At 75.8% G+C, this 14,835-nt stretch carries 12 protein-coding genes; 4 read left to right on the top strand and 8 right to left on the bottom strand.

Annotated features, from left to right (window positions below):
- Positions 1 to 3 precede the first annotated feature (3 nt).
- Together ACI79D_RS09185 and ACI79D_RS09180 are read right to left on the bottom strand one after the other, a co-directional pair.
- Complete coding sequence (locus ACI79D_RS09185) at positions 4 to 786, bottom strand: hypothetical protein (RefSeq protein WP_456918062.1); 783 nt, start codon at positions 784 to 786, stop codon at positions 4 to 6.
- 136 nt (positions 787 to 922) lie between these two features.
- The gene (locus ACI79D_RS09180) at positions 923 to 1,264 is read right to left on the bottom strand and encodes a UBP-type zinc finger domain-containing protein (protein ID WP_456918061.1); all 342 of its coding nucleotides are present in this window, start codon (positions 1,262 to 1,264) and stop codon (positions 923 to 925) included.
- A 198-nt stretch (positions 1,265 to 1,462) separates the two neighbouring features.
- Here ACI79D_RS09180 and ACI79D_RS09175 point away from each other — a divergent pair, with 198 nt between their 5' ends.
- The 3 genes from ACI79D_RS09175 (at position 1,463) to ACI79D_RS09165 (ending at position 6,142) form a co-directional block, all read left to right on the top strand.
- Positions 1,463 to 3,121 carry an FAD-dependent oxidoreductase gene (locus tag ACI79D_RS09175; protein WP_456918060.1) on the top strand — a complete coding sequence of 553 codons (1,659 nt, stop codon included), beginning with the start codon at positions 1,463 to 1,465 and terminating at the stop codon, positions 3,119 to 3,121.
- A complete protein-coding gene (locus ACI79D_RS09170) occupies positions 3,118 to 4,551 on the top strand; it encodes an ATP-binding protein (protein WP_456918059.1) in 1,434 nt (477 codons plus the stop codon). The genes ACI79D_RS09175 and ACI79D_RS09170 overlap by 4 nt, the downstream gene beginning before the upstream one ends.
- 109 nt (positions 4,552 to 4,660) lie before the next feature.
- On the top strand, positions 4,661 to 6,142 hold the full coding sequence (locus ACI79D_RS09165) for an MFS transporter (RefSeq protein ID WP_456918058.1): 1,482 nt from the start codon (positions 4,661 to 4,663) through the stop codon (positions 6,140 to 6,142).
- Between the two features lie 9 nt (positions 6,143 to 6,151).
- Here ACI79D_RS09165 and ACI79D_RS09160 read toward each other — a convergent pair whose 3' ends face one another.
- Both ACI79D_RS09160 and ACI79D_RS09155 read right to left on the bottom strand, forming a co-directional pair.
- Positions 6,152 to 9,373, bottom strand: coding sequence for a bifunctional cytochrome P450/NADPH--P450 reductase (locus ACI79D_RS09160; protein WP_456918057.1), 3,222 nt, complete (start codon positions 9,371 to 9,373; stop codon positions 6,152 to 6,154).
- Positions 9,370 to 10,092 carry a hypothetical protein gene (locus ACI79D_RS09155; protein ID WP_456918056.1) on the bottom strand — a complete coding sequence of 241 codons (723 nt, stop codon included), beginning with the start codon at positions 10,090 to 10,092 and terminating at the stop codon, positions 9,370 to 9,372. Before ACI79D_RS09155 ends, ACI79D_RS09160 begins: the two co-directional genes overlap by 4 nt.
- Before the next feature lie 229 nt (positions 10,093 to 10,321).
- Here ACI79D_RS09155 and ACI79D_RS09150 point away from each other — a divergent pair, with 229 nt between their 5' ends.
- Positions 10,322 to 10,795: a response regulator gene (locus ACI79D_RS09150; protein ID WP_456918055.1), complete on the top strand. Its 474-nt coding sequence runs from the start codon at positions 10,322 to 10,324 to the stop codon at positions 10,793 to 10,795.
- Positions 10,796 to 10,799: 4 nt separating this feature from the next.
- Here the strand turns inward: ACI79D_RS09150 and ACI79D_RS09145 are convergent, their stop codons facing one another.
- Genes ACI79D_RS09145 through ACI79D_RS09130 form a run of 4 tightly spaced genes read right to left on the bottom strand, consistent with a single transcriptional unit; the run spans position 10,800 to position 14,741 of the window.
- On the bottom strand, positions 10,800 to 11,423 hold the full coding sequence (locus ACI79D_RS09145) for a LutC/YkgG family protein (RefSeq protein WP_456918054.1): 624 nt from the start codon (positions 11,421 to 11,423) through the stop codon (positions 10,800 to 10,802).
- Positions 11,420 to 12,943 (bottom strand): LutB/LldF family L-lactate oxidation iron-sulfur protein, encoded by a 1,524-nt coding sequence (locus tag ACI79D_RS09140; RefSeq protein ID WP_456918053.1) that lies wholly within the window; start codon positions 12,941 to 12,943, stop codon positions 11,420 to 11,422. Before ACI79D_RS09140 ends, ACI79D_RS09145 begins: the two co-directional genes overlap by 4 nt.
- Positions 12,940 to 13,713: a (Fe-S)-binding protein gene (locus tag ACI79D_RS09135; RefSeq protein WP_456918052.1), complete on the bottom strand. Its 774-nt coding sequence runs from the start codon at positions 13,711 to 13,713 to the stop codon at positions 12,940 to 12,942. Before ACI79D_RS09135 ends, ACI79D_RS09140 begins: the two co-directional genes overlap by 4 nt.
- The gene (locus ACI79D_RS09130) at positions 13,710 to 14,741 is read right to left on the bottom strand and encodes a LacI family DNA-binding transcriptional regulator (RefSeq protein WP_456918051.1); all 1,032 of its coding nucleotides are present in this window, start codon (positions 14,739 to 14,741) and stop codon (positions 13,710 to 13,712) included. Before ACI79D_RS09130 ends, ACI79D_RS09135 begins: the two co-directional genes overlap by 4 nt.
- Positions 14,742 to 14,835: the final 94 nt, after the last annotated feature.

The raw sequence follows: 14,835 nt of genomic DNA, 5'->3' as shown, positions 1-14,835 counted from the left end.
GGGTCAGCCGGGGGAGACCGTCACGCTCGGCGCGGTCAGCGTCGCCTTGAGCGCGCCGAACAGGCCCAGCACCACGACGGCGAGGGCGCACCAGGCGCCCGCGCCCAGCCGGGCGGGGTCCCACCCGGCGCCGGCCAGCGCCACGAGGACGGCGACGGTCACGGCCTCCGCGACGAGCAGGGCCAGCACGCCCACCAGCCGGTGGGTGCGCGCGCGGCGGAACAGGACCAGGCCCAGCAGGAACAGGACGCCGCCGCCCACCGCCACCACCAGCGCCGGCCACGCGTCGCTGCCGGCCAGTTCGGCCAGGCCGGAGCCGAGCGTGCGCACGCCCTCGACGACCCGCACCAGGCCGGCGGTCCCCACGTCCTGCCCCCAGGGCAGCCAGATGCTCAGGCCCGCGGCGACACCGGCCAGCACCAGCGCGGCCCCGGCGACCCGGTCGGCGCGGCGCAGCACGACCACCCGGTGCTCGGCGACGGTGGCCCCCGCGGGGTGTTCGGCGACCGCGGCTCCGGACGACTCGCCGGCCGCCGTCCCGGCGTCGGCGGTCCCGGTGCCGGCGGTCCCGGCGCCGGGGGTCTCGGGGTCGGCGTCCTCCGGCGGCTCGACGGGGAAGCCGAGGACGGTCGGCTCGGTGTCGGCCGCGCCCGGGACGCCGGCGTCCTCGGGCACCGACAGTGGCCGGGTCGTCCCGTCGTGCGTGACGGTGGGCGGGGGGAGCGGGTCCCGGCTGCGCGGTGTGGGCGCGGCGGAGCGGGAGGACAGCTGCTGGGGCTCGGTCACCGGTGCCTCCGACGACGTGGGCGCGGGGAGACGCCCGACACCTCGAGGGTAGGACCGGGGGGCGCGCGGGACGGCCGTGCGCGGAACGGGAACGAGCGGAACCCCGGCGCGTCGCGGGCGACCCGCCGGGTGGCTCCTAGTGCAGGCGGGACCGCCAGTCCGCGGGCACCCGGCCGCGCGGCCCGGGCGCGGGCTGGTCGGCGGGGTGGGCGAGGGGCGGGGCCAGCTCCGGGCCGGTCACCTGCCGCTCGGAGGGGAAGTCCCAGAACCAGCCCTCGCCGGGCTCGAAGCTGCGCACGACCGGGTGCCCGGTGGTGGCCGCGTGCTCCCGGGCGTGGCGGGACGGCGAGGAGTCGCAGCAGCCGACGTGACCGCACTGCGCGCACCGGCGCAGGTGGAACCACCAGCCGCCGGTGGCGTCGCACTCCACGCAGCCGGTGCCGCTGGGCGGCACCGACGGGTCGATCCCTGCGGTCATGGCGGCGTCCTCCTCGTCCGGCGGCGGGCGTCCACCGTAGGACGCCCCGCGCCCGAAACGGGTGTCCCGAGGGCGCGGGTGCGGACTAGCGTGGCCCGCGGCAGCTCCGGCGACCGACGTCGTCTCGCCGGCGCCGAACCGCACCCGCTCCCCACTCGACCCCCGTGTGCGCCGGGGAGCGACGGACAGGAGGGCGTCATGGCCAGACCGGTCCTGCTCAGCGTGGACGACGACCCGGGGGTCTCCCGCGCCGTCGCCCGCGACCTGAGACGCCGGTACGGCGAGGAGTACCGGGTGCTCCGTGCGGGCTCGGGCGACGAGGCCCTGGAGGCGCTGCGCGAGCTGAAGCTGCGCGGCGACCCGGTGGCGGTGCTGCTGGCCGACTACCGGATGCCCGGCATGAACGGCATCGAGTTCCTCGAGCGGGCCATGGACCTGTTCCCCCGCGCCCGCCGGGCCCTGCTCACCGCCTACGCCGACACCGACGCCGCGATCTCCGCGATCAACCTCGTCGACGTCGACGCCTACCTGCTCAAGCCGTGGGACCCGCCCGAGGAGAAGCTCTACCCGGTGGTCGACGGCATGATCGACGCCTGGCGGGCCGCTCCCGACGCCGGCTTCGAGGGCGTCAAGCTGGTCGGCCATCGCTGGTCGGCGCCGTCCTTCCGGGCGCGGGACTTCCTGGCCCGCAACGCGGTGCCCTACCGCTGGTACAGCGCCGACGAGCCCGAGGGGCAGCGGATCCTGTCCGCCGCCGGGGCCGGGGCGGACGACGTCCCGGTGGTGGTGACCCCCGACGCGCGGGTGCTGCGGCATCCCAGCGAGGCCGAGCTGGCCGGCGTCGCCGGCCTGGACACCGAGCCGCGCGAGGACTTCTACGACCTGATCGTCGTCGGCGGCGGGCCGGCCGGTCTCGGCGCGGCGGTGTACGGCGCCTCCGAGGGGCTGCGCACGGTCCTGGTCGAGCGGGAGGCGACCGGCGGGCAGGCCGGGCAGAGCAGCCGGATCGAGAACTACCTGGGCTTCCCCGACGGCGTCTCCGGCGGTCAGCTGGCCGACCGGGCGCGCCGGCAGGCGGTGAAGTTCGGCGCCGAGCTGCTGCTGGCCCGCGACGTGGTCTCGCTGGAGGCGCACGGCCCCAAGCGGGTGCTGCGGCTCGACGACGGCCGCGCCGTGGCCGCGCACGCCGTCGTCCTGGCCACCGGCGTCTCCTACCGCAGCCTCGGCGTGGCCGGCGTCGACGACCTCACCGGCCGGGGCGTCTACTACGGGTCGGCGATGACCGAGGCCGCCGAGTGCGCCGACCGGGACGTGTTCGTCGTCGGCGGCGCGAACTCCGCCGGCCAGGCCGCGGTGTTCTTCTCCCGGTACGCGAAGTCGGTGTGCCTGCTGGTGCGCGGGCCGTCGCTGGAGGCGTCGATGTCGGCCTACCTCATCGAGCAGGTGGCGGGGATCCCGGGGATCTCGGTGCGGACCTGCACGACCGTCGCCGCCGCGCACGGCGACGGGCACCTGGAGGCGATCACCGTCCGGGACGCCCGCGGCGGCGGGACCGAGACGCTGCCGGCCAGCCACCTGTTCGTGTTCATCGGCGGCGCGCCGCGCACCGGCTGGCTCGACGGCGTCGTCCACCGGGACGACCGCGGGTTCATCCCGACCGGGCCGGCGCTGCTGGAGGACGGCCACCGGCCGCCGGGCTGGTCGCTCGACCGCGACCCGTACCTGCTGGAGTCCAGCCTCCCGGGGGTGTTCGTCGCCGGCGACGTGCGGGCCGACTCGGTCAAGCGGGTCGCCTCGGCGGTGGGGGAGGGCGCGCTGGCCGTGACCCTGGTGCACCGGTACCTGGGGGACCAGTGACCACCGCGGCGAGCCGGTTGGGCCCGGCGGAGCTGCGCGAGCTGTTCCTCTTCGCCGACCTCGACGACGAGCAGTTGGCCTGGGTGGCCGAGCACGGCGACGTGGTGGAGTGCCCGGCCGGCTCCGAGGTGTCGGTCGAGGGGGAGCCGGCGACGTGCTTCTACGTCCTGCTGGACGGCGAGATGACCATGGTCCGGTTCGTCGGCGGCAGCGAGGTCGAGACCATCCGGACGTCGCAGCGCGGCGTGTACTCCGGCGCGGTGCAGTTCTACATCGGGGAGCGGATCGCGCAGACCTACCCGGGGACGGTCCGGGCGGTGACCGACTGCCGGTTCCTCGCGCTGCCGGCCGCCGAGTTCGAGGCGGTCTTCCGGCGCTGGTACCCGATGGCGGTGCACCTGCTGGAGGGGCTGTTCTTCGGCCAGCGCAACATCGCCGAGCTGGTCAGCCAGCGCGAGCGGCTGCTCGCCCTCGGCAAGCTCAGCGCCGGCCTCACCCACGAGCTGAACAACCCGGCCGCGGCGGCGTCGCGGGCGGCCGCCTCGCTGCGGGAGCGCTTCGCCGGCATGCGGCACAAGCTGGCGCTGCTGTCCACCGGCAAGCTCGACGCCGCGGTGCTGCGCGCGCTGACCGACCTGCAGGAGGAGCTGGTCGCGCGGGTCGGCAGCGCCGCCGAGCTCGGCGCCCTGGAGCGCGCCGACCGGGAGGACGAGCTCGGCGACTGGTTCGACGAGCACGGGATCGGCGGGGCCTGGGAGCTGGCCGGCGTCTTCGTGCCGGCCGGGCTGGGGCCCGCGGACCTCGACCGGGTGGCCGCCGCCGTCGAGCCCGCCGCGCTGGAGTCGGCGGTGCGCTGGCTGGCCTACACGGTGGAGACCGAGACGCTGATCGGCGAGATCACCGACAGCACCGGCCGCATCTCCGCCCTGGTGGACGCGGCGCGGCAGTACTCCCAGCTGGACCGCGCGCCGCACCAGCCCACCGACCTGCACGCGGGCCTGGACGCCACGCTGGTGATGCTCAGCGCCAAGATCCCGCCCGGGGTGACCGTCGTGAAGGACTACGACCGGTCGCTGCCGCAGGTGCCCGCCTACGCCGGCGAGCTCAACCAGGTGTGGACCAACCTGGTCGTCAACGCCCTCGACGCGATGGCGGGGGAGGGCACGCTCACCCTCCGCACCGGTCGGGACGGCGACTGCGCCCTGGTCGAGGTCGCCGACACCGGCCCGGGAATCCCCGAGGACCTGCGCCGCCGGGTGTTCGAGCCGTTCTTCACGACCAAGCCGGTGGGCCAGGGCACCGGCCTGGGCCTGGACGTCTCCTACCGCATCGTGGTCACCCGGCACGGCGGCGACCTGCGGGTGCAGTCCCGGCCCGGGGACACCCGCTTCCAGGTGCTGCTGCCGCTCGCGGAGGCCCCGCGCGGCTGAGGCCGGGCCGCTGCCGTCGCCCCACGGCGGATGGGGGCGGGCGAGGCGCAGCATGGACGGCGGAGGGCGAGCGACCGGCCCGCCTCCGCCGTTGCCCGGAGGCGCCTGCGTGACCCACCAGCCCGACGTCCACTCCCCGGCCCCCGCAGCCGACGCCGACGACCCGACGCCGGACCCTCGACGCTGGCTGGCCCTGTGGGTGACCCTCGTGGTGGGCTTCATGAGCCTGCTCGACGTCAGCATCGTGTCGGTCGCCCTGCCGTCGCTGCAGCGCGACCTCGCCGCGTCGCCGGCGACCGTGCAGTGGGTCGTCTCGGGGTACGCGCTGACCTTCGCGCTGGCACTGGTCCCGGCCGGGCGGCTCGGGGACGCGCTGGGCCGGCGGCGGCTGTTCCTCGTCGGCCTGTCGCTGTTCGTGCTGTGCAGCGCCGCGGCGGGGGCGGCGCCCACGGTCGAGCTCCTGGTCGCCGCCCGCCTCGCCCAGGGTTTGGCCGCCGGATGCCTGGCCCCGCAGAACTCCGGGCTGATCCAGCAGCTGTTCCGCGGCGTCGAGCGCGGGCGCGCGTTCGGCCTGTTCGGCGCCACGGTGGGCATCTCGACGGCGGTCGGTCCGGTCGTCGGCGGACTGATCCTGGCGCTGGCCTCCGGCCCGGGTGGCTGGCGGTGGATCTTCTACGTGAACGTGCCGATCGGCGTGGTCGCGTTCGTGCTCGCCTGGCGGCTGCTGCCCCGTGGCGGGAACGGGCGGCGCGGGGGCATCGACGCCGGCGGGGTCGCGCTGCTCGGCGTCGGGGCGCTGGCGCTGCTGCTGCCGCTGGTGCAGGCGGAGTCGGGCGGGCTGGGCCGGCTGTGGTGGCTGTTCCCGCTCGGCGCGGCGGTGCTGGCCGGCTTCGTCGCCTGGGAGCGGCGGGTGGTCGCCCACGACGGGGAGCCGGTGTTCGACCCGCGGCTGGTCACGCAGACCCGCGGCTACGCCATCGGCGCGGCCCTGGCGACGGTCTACTTCGTCGGCTTCAGCGGCATCTGGCTGGTCTTCGCGCTGTTCTTCCAGACCGGCCTGGACTACACCCCGCTGCAGTCGGGCCTGGCGGTCACCCCGTTCGCCCTCGGCGCCGCGGTCTCGGCGGTGGTCGCCGGCCAGCTGGTCGAGCGGCTCGGCCGCGCGATCACGGTGCTGGGGCTGGTGCTGGTGATGACCGGGCTGGCCGCGGTCGCCGTCGTCCTGCTGACCGTCCCGCCGTCCGCGGTCGGGTGGGCCACCGCGCCGGCGCTGCTGCTGGGCGGGATCGGCGGCGGCTGCGTGATCTCCCCGAACGTGACGATGACCCTGCGCGACGTCCCGGTGCGGATGGCCGGCGCCGCGGGCGGCGGGCTGCAGACCGCGCAGCGCTTCGGCGCCGCCATCGGCACCGCCGCGCTCCCCGGGCTGTTCTACGTCGTGCTCGCCGCGACCGGGCAGGACTACGCGTCGGCCGCCGCGGCCGGCCTCGCGGTGGCCGTGGCCGGGGTGGGCGCCGCCCTCGTGCTGGCCGTGGTCGACGTGCGGCACGCCCGCCGGCGGGACGACGCGGAGGACGACGCCCGCCCCTGAGGCGCGCGGTCAGCCGCCCCAGATGTCCTCGACCAGGCGGTCGGCGCTGCGCAGCCCGGTGAGCCAGGCCTGCGCGTCGGCCTCGCCGGTCGAGGTGCGCTCGCGGAAGACCCGCACCAGCGCGGCCCGCACCCCCGGGGCGATGGTGGCGGCGTTGCCGCAGACCAGGACGACGGCGCCCTGCTGCAGCAGCTCCCACACCTCGTCGGCGCAGTCGAGGATCGCGTCCTGCACGTAACGGCACGGGCGGCCGTCCTGCCGGGAGAAGGCGTTCTCCACCCGGACCAGCCCCCGCTGCTGGAAGTCGAGCAGCTCGTCGGCGTAGAGCAGGTCCGAGCCCGGCTCGCGGCAGCCGAAGACCAGCAGGGACCGGGCCACCGGCACGCCCTGGTCCTGCTGCGCCGCGCGCTCCTGCAGGAACCCGCGGAACGGCGCCAGGCCCGTGCCGGCACCCACCATCACCATCGGCACGTCCGGGTCCGCCGGCGGCCGGAAGGCGATCGTGGGCTCCCGGACGAAGGCGAACACCGTCCCGTTCTCGGGCAGCTGCGCCAGGTGGCCCGAGGCGACCCCGGTGAAGGTCCCGGCCCCGGAGCGGGCGGGGGCCTGCAGCACCCCGACCGTGATGCTGCAGACGTCGGGGGAGGACAGCGGCGAGGAGGAGATGGAGTAGTACCGCGGGCGCAGCGGCGGCAGCAGGTCGAGGTACTCGGCGAACGGCAGCGCACACGCCGGGAACTCCTCGAGCAGCTCGATCACCGAGCGGTTGGGCGCGTGGACCCGCTCCCGGTACCGCTCGTCGTCCCCGGCCAGCTGCTCGAGCTCCGCCCGCTGCTGCGGGTCGTCGGTGTACCGGGCGAGGAGCTCGAGGTCGTCGCGGGTGGCGACGTCCTGCAGCTCGACGCAGCTGCCCAGCACCCCGAGCACGGGCGCCGGCTCGTCGATCGGCAGGTGGGTGTGCGACCCGGCGTTCGGGATGATCGTGACGTACTGCCCGGCGTCCAGGCCGAAGTGGCCCATGACCCGGCGCAGCAGCTCGATGCTGTTGCGCGGCAGCACGCCGAGGTGGTCGCCGGCGCGGTAGCCCTGGTCCTGGGGCAGTGCCACCTCGAGGTGCCGGGTGGACCTCCCCGGGGTGCCGTACGGGCCGGCCGTGAGCAGCTCGCGGTTGGCCAGCACCCGGGCCGGCCGCGCGCGGTAGGAGAGGATCACCGGGTTGGTGAGCTGCCGGTTGCTCAGGGTGATCGACAGCCGCGGCCCCGCGGGGGCCGTCGCGGCGACCTCGGCGGGCAGGTCCAGCGCCTCGGCCAGCGTCGCCCACAGGTCGCCGTGCCACGCCCGGTACTGCGCGTCGAAGTCGCCGGCCGCGTTGCCCTCGCCGCGGTCGTGCGCCCGCTCGGCGCCGTGGGCGGCCAGCTCCCGGTCCAGCAGGGTGGGCACGGCCTGGTAGGTGCTCGCCCACTCGGTGTTGCCGCAGCCGAACACGGTGTAGGTCACGCCCGCGGCCGCACCGGGGGGCGCCGAGCCGATCCAGCGGCAGAACTGCGCGGCGTTGTCCGGCGGCGTCCCGTTGTAGGAGGAGCAGACGACGAGCAGGGCGCCGCCCGCGGGCAGGTCGTCGACGTGGTCGTCGAGGGTCCCGAGGGTCACGTCGAAGCCGCGCTCGGTGCCCTCCTGGGCCAGCCGCGTGGCGATCGACTCCGCGGTGCCCAGGTTGGAGCCGAACAGCACGGTCAGCTTCGTGCCGTGCCGCGCCACCGTCGGCACCGGCTCGGCCTGCGGGGCGGCGGCCCGGGCGGCGGGCTCCGGGCCGGTGCGCTGCACCGGGATGCCGAGGGGGACGTCGGCCCGCGGCAGCACCTGCAGGTGGAAGTCGTCGGGCTTGATCGTCAGCGTGGTCTTCGTGTGCAACTGGTAGCCGCGGTCGTCGACGAGGTCGAACCGCTGCAGCAGCATGCCCAGCACGAGCGTGGCCTCCTGCAGCGCGAACTGGCGGCCGATGCAGGCCCGCTGCCCGGTGCCGAAGGGCTTGTAGGCGTGCGGCGGCAGCGCGGCCAGCCGCTCGGGGGCCACGTGGTCGGGGTCGAACTGGGCGGCGTCGGGGCCCCACACCGAGGTGGCGCGGTGCAGCGCGGGGGAGAGCACCGTGATCGGCGTGTGCGCCGGGACGGCGTAGCGGCCGCCGATCACGGTGTCCTCGAACGGCGCCCGGCTGAAGCCCGGGGCGGTCGGCCACAGCCGCAGCGACTCGTCGAGCACCTGCCGGACGTAGCGCAGCCGCTGCACCTGCTCGAACGTCGGCTGCGGCGTCCGGCCGAGCACGGTGTCGACCTCCGCCCGGGCCCGCTCCAGGAACCGCGGGTTGGCCACCAGGAAGTAGAGCGCGAACGACAGCAGCCCCGAGGTCGTCTCGTGCCCGGCGATGAGGAAGGTGATGCACTGCGCGCGGATGTTGCGGTCGGGCAGCCGCTCCCCGGTCGTGTCGACGCCGGTCAGCATCCGGCCGAGCAGGTCGGTGGTGTCCGCGGCGTCCCCCTGCGCCCGCCGCTCGGCGATGAGCCGGTCGACCAGGTCGTTCATGAACGCCTGGTCCTCGTCGAGCTGCCGCTGGGCCCGGACCTTCAGCCGGGTCTGGATCGGCAGCTGCCGGGCGCGGGCCTGCGACTCGGCGAGGGTGCGGATCATCGCGTCGACGAACGGGTGCGGGGTCTCCCGGTAGAAGGAGTTGAACCGGTAGCCGAAGCCGCACAGCGCGATGGTGTCGAGGGTCAGCCGGGTCATGTCGGCCGGGACGTCGACGTCCTCCCCGGGGTTGAGCCGCGACCACTTCTCCACCAGCTGCTCGGCGACGTCGAGCATCTTCGGCAGGTAGTCGCGCATCGCCTGGAGGCTGAACGGGCTCATCAGGATCTCGTGCGCCCGGTGCCACATCGGGTCGTCGGTGTCGGAGGTGAACAGCCCGTTGTCGAGCGCGTCCTTCTTGAGGCTGGCCAGCCCGCCGCCGACCAGCTTGTCGAACCGCGCGTCGTCGCAGACCTCCGCGACCAGCTCCGGCCCCGAGACGATCAGCCGCGTGCCGGCGGGGACGGTGAGCCGGTAGAGCGGCCCGTACTCCTCGGCCATCCTCATCAGGCTCTCGAAGGGGCTGGCCGTGTCGATGTCGAGGACGTTGCCGAGCACGGGCACACCCCGCGGGCCGGGGACCTCGTCGAGGGCGATGGTGGCGGTCACGGGGAGCCTCCTGACGGCCGGCGCACCAGGAGCACGGTGCTGACCAGCAGCACCCAGGCCGGGAACACCAGCAGGATCGCGGGGTGGAAGGTGACGCTGACCAGCAGGAAGACGGCCAGCAGGTAGCTGACGACGGCCAGCGGCCGGGGCAGCATCCCGGCCGCGGTGGCCAGCCCGGTGGTGGTGATCATGTACATGCCGGCGGCCCGCACGCCGTAGACGAACACCAGCGCGTAGCCGGCCGACGACAGCGCGCGCGTGACGTCCGGCCCCGGGAGCGGGGCGTCGGAGAAGCGGGTGAGCAGCGCGACCGCGCCGACCGCCGCGGTCCCGGCGAAGAGCATGCAGACGAACAGCACCGCGCTGGCCAGGTGCAGCCAGTGCGGGATCTCGGCCCACGACCGCGGCCGCCGCAACTGGAAGGCCGTGCGGGTGGCCATCGCGTGCCACAGGCAGGCGATCCCCGCGAACGGCACCACGTACAGCCCGACGAGGGTGAGCGTGTCGGCCCCGCCGCCGTCGTAGAACGCGCGGTAGGTGTCGTCGGGGTCGGCCAGCCCGGGGATCCGGCGGACCAGGACCAGGGCCACCACGATCAGCGCGGCCAGCACCAGCCCGGACCACCCGGCCGTGCGGGCGTGGGCGGCCGCCAGCCGCGCGCCGGCGTCCTCGGCCGCGCTGCCCGGTGCATCCCCCCGTGTCCGTGTCGGGACCCGCATGCTGCCCTCCGGAGGACCGCGGGTGGTGTCGCCCACCAGCCAGGGAGGAACCGCACCCTCCTACTCCTGCTCCCGAGCGGGGTCAACGCGTCCACCGGCGTCCGCCGCAGCGGGCGGCCGGTCGGTCACCGGGGACCGCCGGGCCGCCACGGGCGGTGAGAGTGGCGGCGGGCACGCAGCCCTGGCCTGCACGTCGTCATGGCGGCCGCGCCCGGGCGTTTCTCAAGACGTGACGACGAGGCTCATCCGGCCCGCGGCGCCCGTCGGCGACCCGCCGCGCACCCCGGTCACCACGGTCCTGGTCGCCGATGCGCACCCGGTGCTGCGCCGCGTCCTGACCGACTGCCTGGACGACACCGACGACATCACCGTCGTGGCGGAGGCCGAGACCGGCGACGAGCTCCTGGAGTCCGGTCTGCGCACCCGCCCGCGCATCGTCCTGGTCGACCCGGAGCTGCCCGGCACCGACCCGCTCCAGGCGGCCCGCGAGCTGCTCGACGTCGCCCCGGGCACCCGCGTCGTCGTCCTCGCCCGCTGCTTCAGCCTGGTGAACTTCCACCGGGCCCGGCGCCTCGGAGCCGTCGGCTACCTGCTCAAGGGCGCCGACCTGGTCGACCTGCCGCGGCGGATCCGGGAGCTCGCGGAGGGCGGGACGGCGTGGACCCCGCGCGCGATCAGCGAGGTCGACCCGGGCGAGCGGTGAGGGCTCAGGCGACGAGGACGACGACCAGCGTGCGGGGCCCGTGCACGCCCTCCACCCGGTTGAGCTCGATGTCGCTGGTCGCCGAGGGGCCGCTGACCATCGTCAGCGGCGCGGTCGGCTCCAGCCGGGCCAGCGCCTCCGGCACGCCGCCGACGACCTGGCCCGCCTCGACCACGCACACCAGGCAGTCGGGCAGCAGCGACAGCGCCCGGCGGCCGGACAGCGGCGAGCCGTCGAGGACGAGGGTCCCGGTCTCGGCGACGGCCACGGCGATCCCGGTGACGGTGGCGGCGAACGCGGCGAGCCCGACGGCGGGCCGGCCGTCGTCCTCGGACACGCCCGCCGGCCGCCACGCCTGCGGCACGCCGGGCGCGACGACGACGTCCGCCGGGGCCCAGCCGGCGCCCACGCCGGCGTCGAGCGCGGCGGCGACGGTCGCGGCGACGTCGTCGGAGCCGCAGCGGAGCACCGAGGCCTGGTAGTCCTCCAGCCGCTCGGTGAGGACGTCGAGCAGCGTCCCGGCCGGCCGGTCGTCGGTGGTGCGGTAGTGCCGGTGCACCTCCGGGACGGCGCGCCGGTCGCCCAGCGCGGTGCGGATCCGGCCCAGCACCTCGTCCCGCGCGCTCACGACCGGCCCCCGTGCTCCCGGGCCCACTGCTGCGTGAAGGTCTCCCGCGGCGGGGCCGGCAGGTCGCGGCTGCGGGTCCACCCGGAGATCGGCGGCGGCAGGGCCGCGGGCAGCGCCGGCCGGCCGCGGGAGAGCAACCGGCCGAGCCCGGCGGCGCGCTGCGCCAGCCGCCACAGCCGCGGCCGCGACATCGCCGTCGCCAGGGCGCGGAAGGCGGCCGCCTCGGGGGTGACCTTCTGCTGCGCCTCCACGTGCTCGGCGCGCAGGTGCACCAGGATCGACGGGATGTCGATCGCCACGGGGCAGGCGTCGTAGCAGGCGCCGCACAACGACGACGCGTACGGCAGCGAGGCGTTGTCCTCGACCCCGGTCAGCTGCGGGGAGAGCACCGCCCCGATCGGGCCCGGGTAGACCGAGCCGTAGGCGTGCCCGCCGGTGCGCTCGTAGACCGGGCAGACGTTGAGGCAGGCCGAGCAGCGGATGCAGTGCAGCGCCTCGCGGCCCACCTCGTCGGCGAGCACCGCGGTCCGGCCGTTGTCGAGCAGCACCAGGTGGAACTCCTGCGGCCCGTCGCCGGGGGTGACCCCGGCCCACAGCGAGGTGTAGGGGTTCATCCGCTCGCCGGTGGAGGAGCGGGGGAGCAGCTGCAGGAAGACCTCGAGGTCGCGCCAGGTCGGCACCAGCTTCTCGATGCCCATCACCGTGATCAGGGTCTGCGGCAGGGTCAGGCACATCCGGCCGTTGCCCTCCGACTCCACCACGGCCAGGGTGCCGGTCTCGGCGACGGCGAAGTTGGCTCCGCTGATCGCCACCCGGGCGCGGAGGAACCGCTCGCGCAGGTGGGCGCGGGCGGCCATCGCCAGCCGGCGCGGCTCGTCGGGCAGGTCGCGGTCGGCGTCCGGGCCCTGGAACTGCGGCATGGTGCGCAGGAAGATCTCGCGAATCTCGGCCCGGTTCTTGTGGATGGCCGGGACGAGGATGTGCGACGGGGCGTCGTCGCCGAGCTGCACGATCAGCTCGGCGAGGTCGGTCTCGTGCGCGGTGATCCCGGCGGCCTCGAGCGCCTCGTTGAGGCCGATCTCCTGGGTGGCCATCGACTTGACCTTGACCACCTCGTCGGCTCCGGTGGCCTGCACCAGCCGGGTGACGATCGCGTTGGCCTCGGCGGCGTCGCGGGCCCAGTGCACCGTGCCGCCGCGCGCGGTCACCTGGCGCTCGAGCTCCTCCAGGTGCTCGTCGAGCCGGGCCATGGTGGCGGCCTTGAGCGCCTTGCCGGCCGAGCGCAGCTCCTCCCAGTCGGGCACCTCGCCGACGACGGCGGCCCGCTTGCGGCGGATCGTGCTGGTCGCGTGGCCGAGGTTGGCCCGCAGCTGGCCGTCGCGCAGCGCGTCACGGGCGGCCTCGGGGAAGGACCGCTCGCCGCGCAGGTGGCCGACCCCGCGGGGCGCCGTCGGCAGGCCGAGGAAGGTCGGCGCGGGCGGGGGCACCGACTCGTGCATCGGCGGCTGGGTGACGGTCACGCCGGCACCGCCGGTCGGGTGGCCTGGTCAGGGGTCACGGCGTCCTCCGTCGAGGCGAGGATCTCGGCCAGGTGCACCGTCCGCGTCCCCGAGCGCAGCCGGGACAGCCCGCCGCCGATGTGCATCAGGCAGGACGCGTCGCCGGCGGTGCAGACCTCGGCGTGGGTGGACAGCACGTTGGCCATCTTGTCGGTGAGCATCGCGGTCGAGGTGTCGGCGTTCTTCACCGCGAACGTGCCGCCGAAGCCGCAGCACTGGTCGGCGCCGGGGAGCTCCACGAGCTCCAGCCCGCGGACGGCGCGCAGCAGCTGCAGCGGCCGGTCGCCGACCCGGAGCAGCCGCAGCGAGTGGCAGGTCGGGTGGTAGGTGACCCGGTGCGGGTAGTAGGCGCCGACGTCGGTGACACCCAGGACGTCGACGAGGAACTGCGAGAGCTCGTAGGTCCGCTCGGCGAGCGCCTCGGCCTCCGCGGCCAGCGCGGACTCACCCGCCCGCCGCAGGACCATCGCCTGCTGGTGGTGGATCGAGGCCACGCACGACCCGGACGGCGCCACCACGGCCGCAGCGCCCGCGAACGCCCGCACGTGGTTGGCCACGATCGGCACCGCCTCGCGCCGGTAGCCGGTGTTGACGTGCATCTGCCCGCAGCAGGCCTGCCCCGGCGGGACGACGACCTCGTGGCCCAGCCGCTCCAGCAGCGTCGCGGTCGCCCGCGCCACCTGCGGCACCATCGTGTCCACCAGGCACGTGGCGAACAGCGCCACCCTCATCGTGTCTCCTCCCCGTCGGCCCCGACGTCTCGGAGGACCATGCTCGACTCCCGCACCACCAGCTCCGGCTCGAACACCGGCTGCTCGTGGTGGTGACCCTCCCGGGTCTCGGCCAACAGCAGCTGCGCCGCCCGCCGCCCGAGCTCCTGCCGCGGCTTGCGCACCGAGGTCAGCGGGACGGCGGCCGCGGCGGCGAAGTCGATGTCGTCGTAGCCGACGATCGCGAACTCGTCGGGCACCCGCACGCGCTGGCGCACCATCTCCTGCAGCACGCCGAGGGCGAGCAGGTCGTTGGCGCAGATCGCCGCCGTGGGGCGCCGGGCCGCCGGGATGCCGATGACCCGCCCGGCGGCGTCACGCCCGCCGGCCACGGTGAGCTCCTCGGGGGAGAGGACGGTCAGCTCGGCGTCGGGCACCTCGCCCACCGCGGCCTCCACGCCGGCGCGGCGTTCCTGCACCTGCGGCAGGTCGGAGTGCCCGCCGACGAAGGCGATCCGGCGGTGCCCGCGCTCGAGCAGGTGCTCGGCGGCCAGCCGCCCGCCGAGGACGTCGTCGACGGCGACGGCGCACTGGTCCGGGCCGGGCGCGCGCCGGTCGAGCAGCACCACCGGGACCCCCCGGGCGCGCAGCGCCGCCAGGTCGGGGGTCAGCTCCGCGGTCGGGGTGATGACCACGCCCTGCACCCGCTGCTCGGCGAGCACCGCGAGGTGCGCGGCCTCCTTGTCCGGCCGGTCGTCGGAGTTGCACAGGATCAGCGCCAGCCCGGCGGCGTTGACGACGTCCTCGACCCCGCGCGCGACGTCGGTGAAGAACGGGTTCGCGATGTCGAGCACCACCAGGCCCACGGTGCGGCTGGAGCCCGCGCGCAGGTGCCGCGCCGACTCGTTGCGCACGAAGCCCAGCTCGGCGATGGCCGCGCGGACCCGGTCGCGGGTGGCCGGCCCGACCAGGTCGGGCCGGTTGAGCACGTTGCTCACCGTGCCGACCGACACGCCCGCGTGCCGCGCGACGTCCTTGATGCTGGCCACCGAGCCGCCCTCTCCCCGCCTGTCGCCCGGCGTCGCCGCCGGGGTCCTCCGTAGTGTCGCCGACCCGGGCGCTCGCGGCCGGGACCGGCGGCGC

Source organism: Geodermatophilus sp. SYSU D00708, assembly GCF_054050115.1.
This window is presented reverse-complemented; position numbering and strand designations above follow the sequence as displayed.

What these genes read in the sequence shown, in the direction of transcription:
- ACI79D_RS09180 (WP_456918061.1), bottom strand. Translation starts at nt 1,264, where the DNA reads ATGACCGCAGGGATCGACCCGTCGGTGCCGCCCAGCGGCACCGGCTGC.
- ACI79D_RS09175 (WP_456918060.1), top strand. Translation starts at nt 1,463, where the DNA reads ATGGCCAGACCGGTCCTGCTCAGCGTGGACGACGACCCGGGGGTCTCC.
- ACI79D_RS09155 (WP_456918056.1), bottom strand. Translation starts at nt 10,092, where the DNA reads ATGCGGGTCCCGACACGGACACGGGGGGATGCACCGGGCAGCGCGGCC.
- ACI79D_RS09135 (WP_456918052.1), bottom strand. Translation starts at nt 13,713, where the DNA reads ATGAGGGTGGCGCTGTTCGCCACGTGCCTGGTGGACACGATGGTGCCG.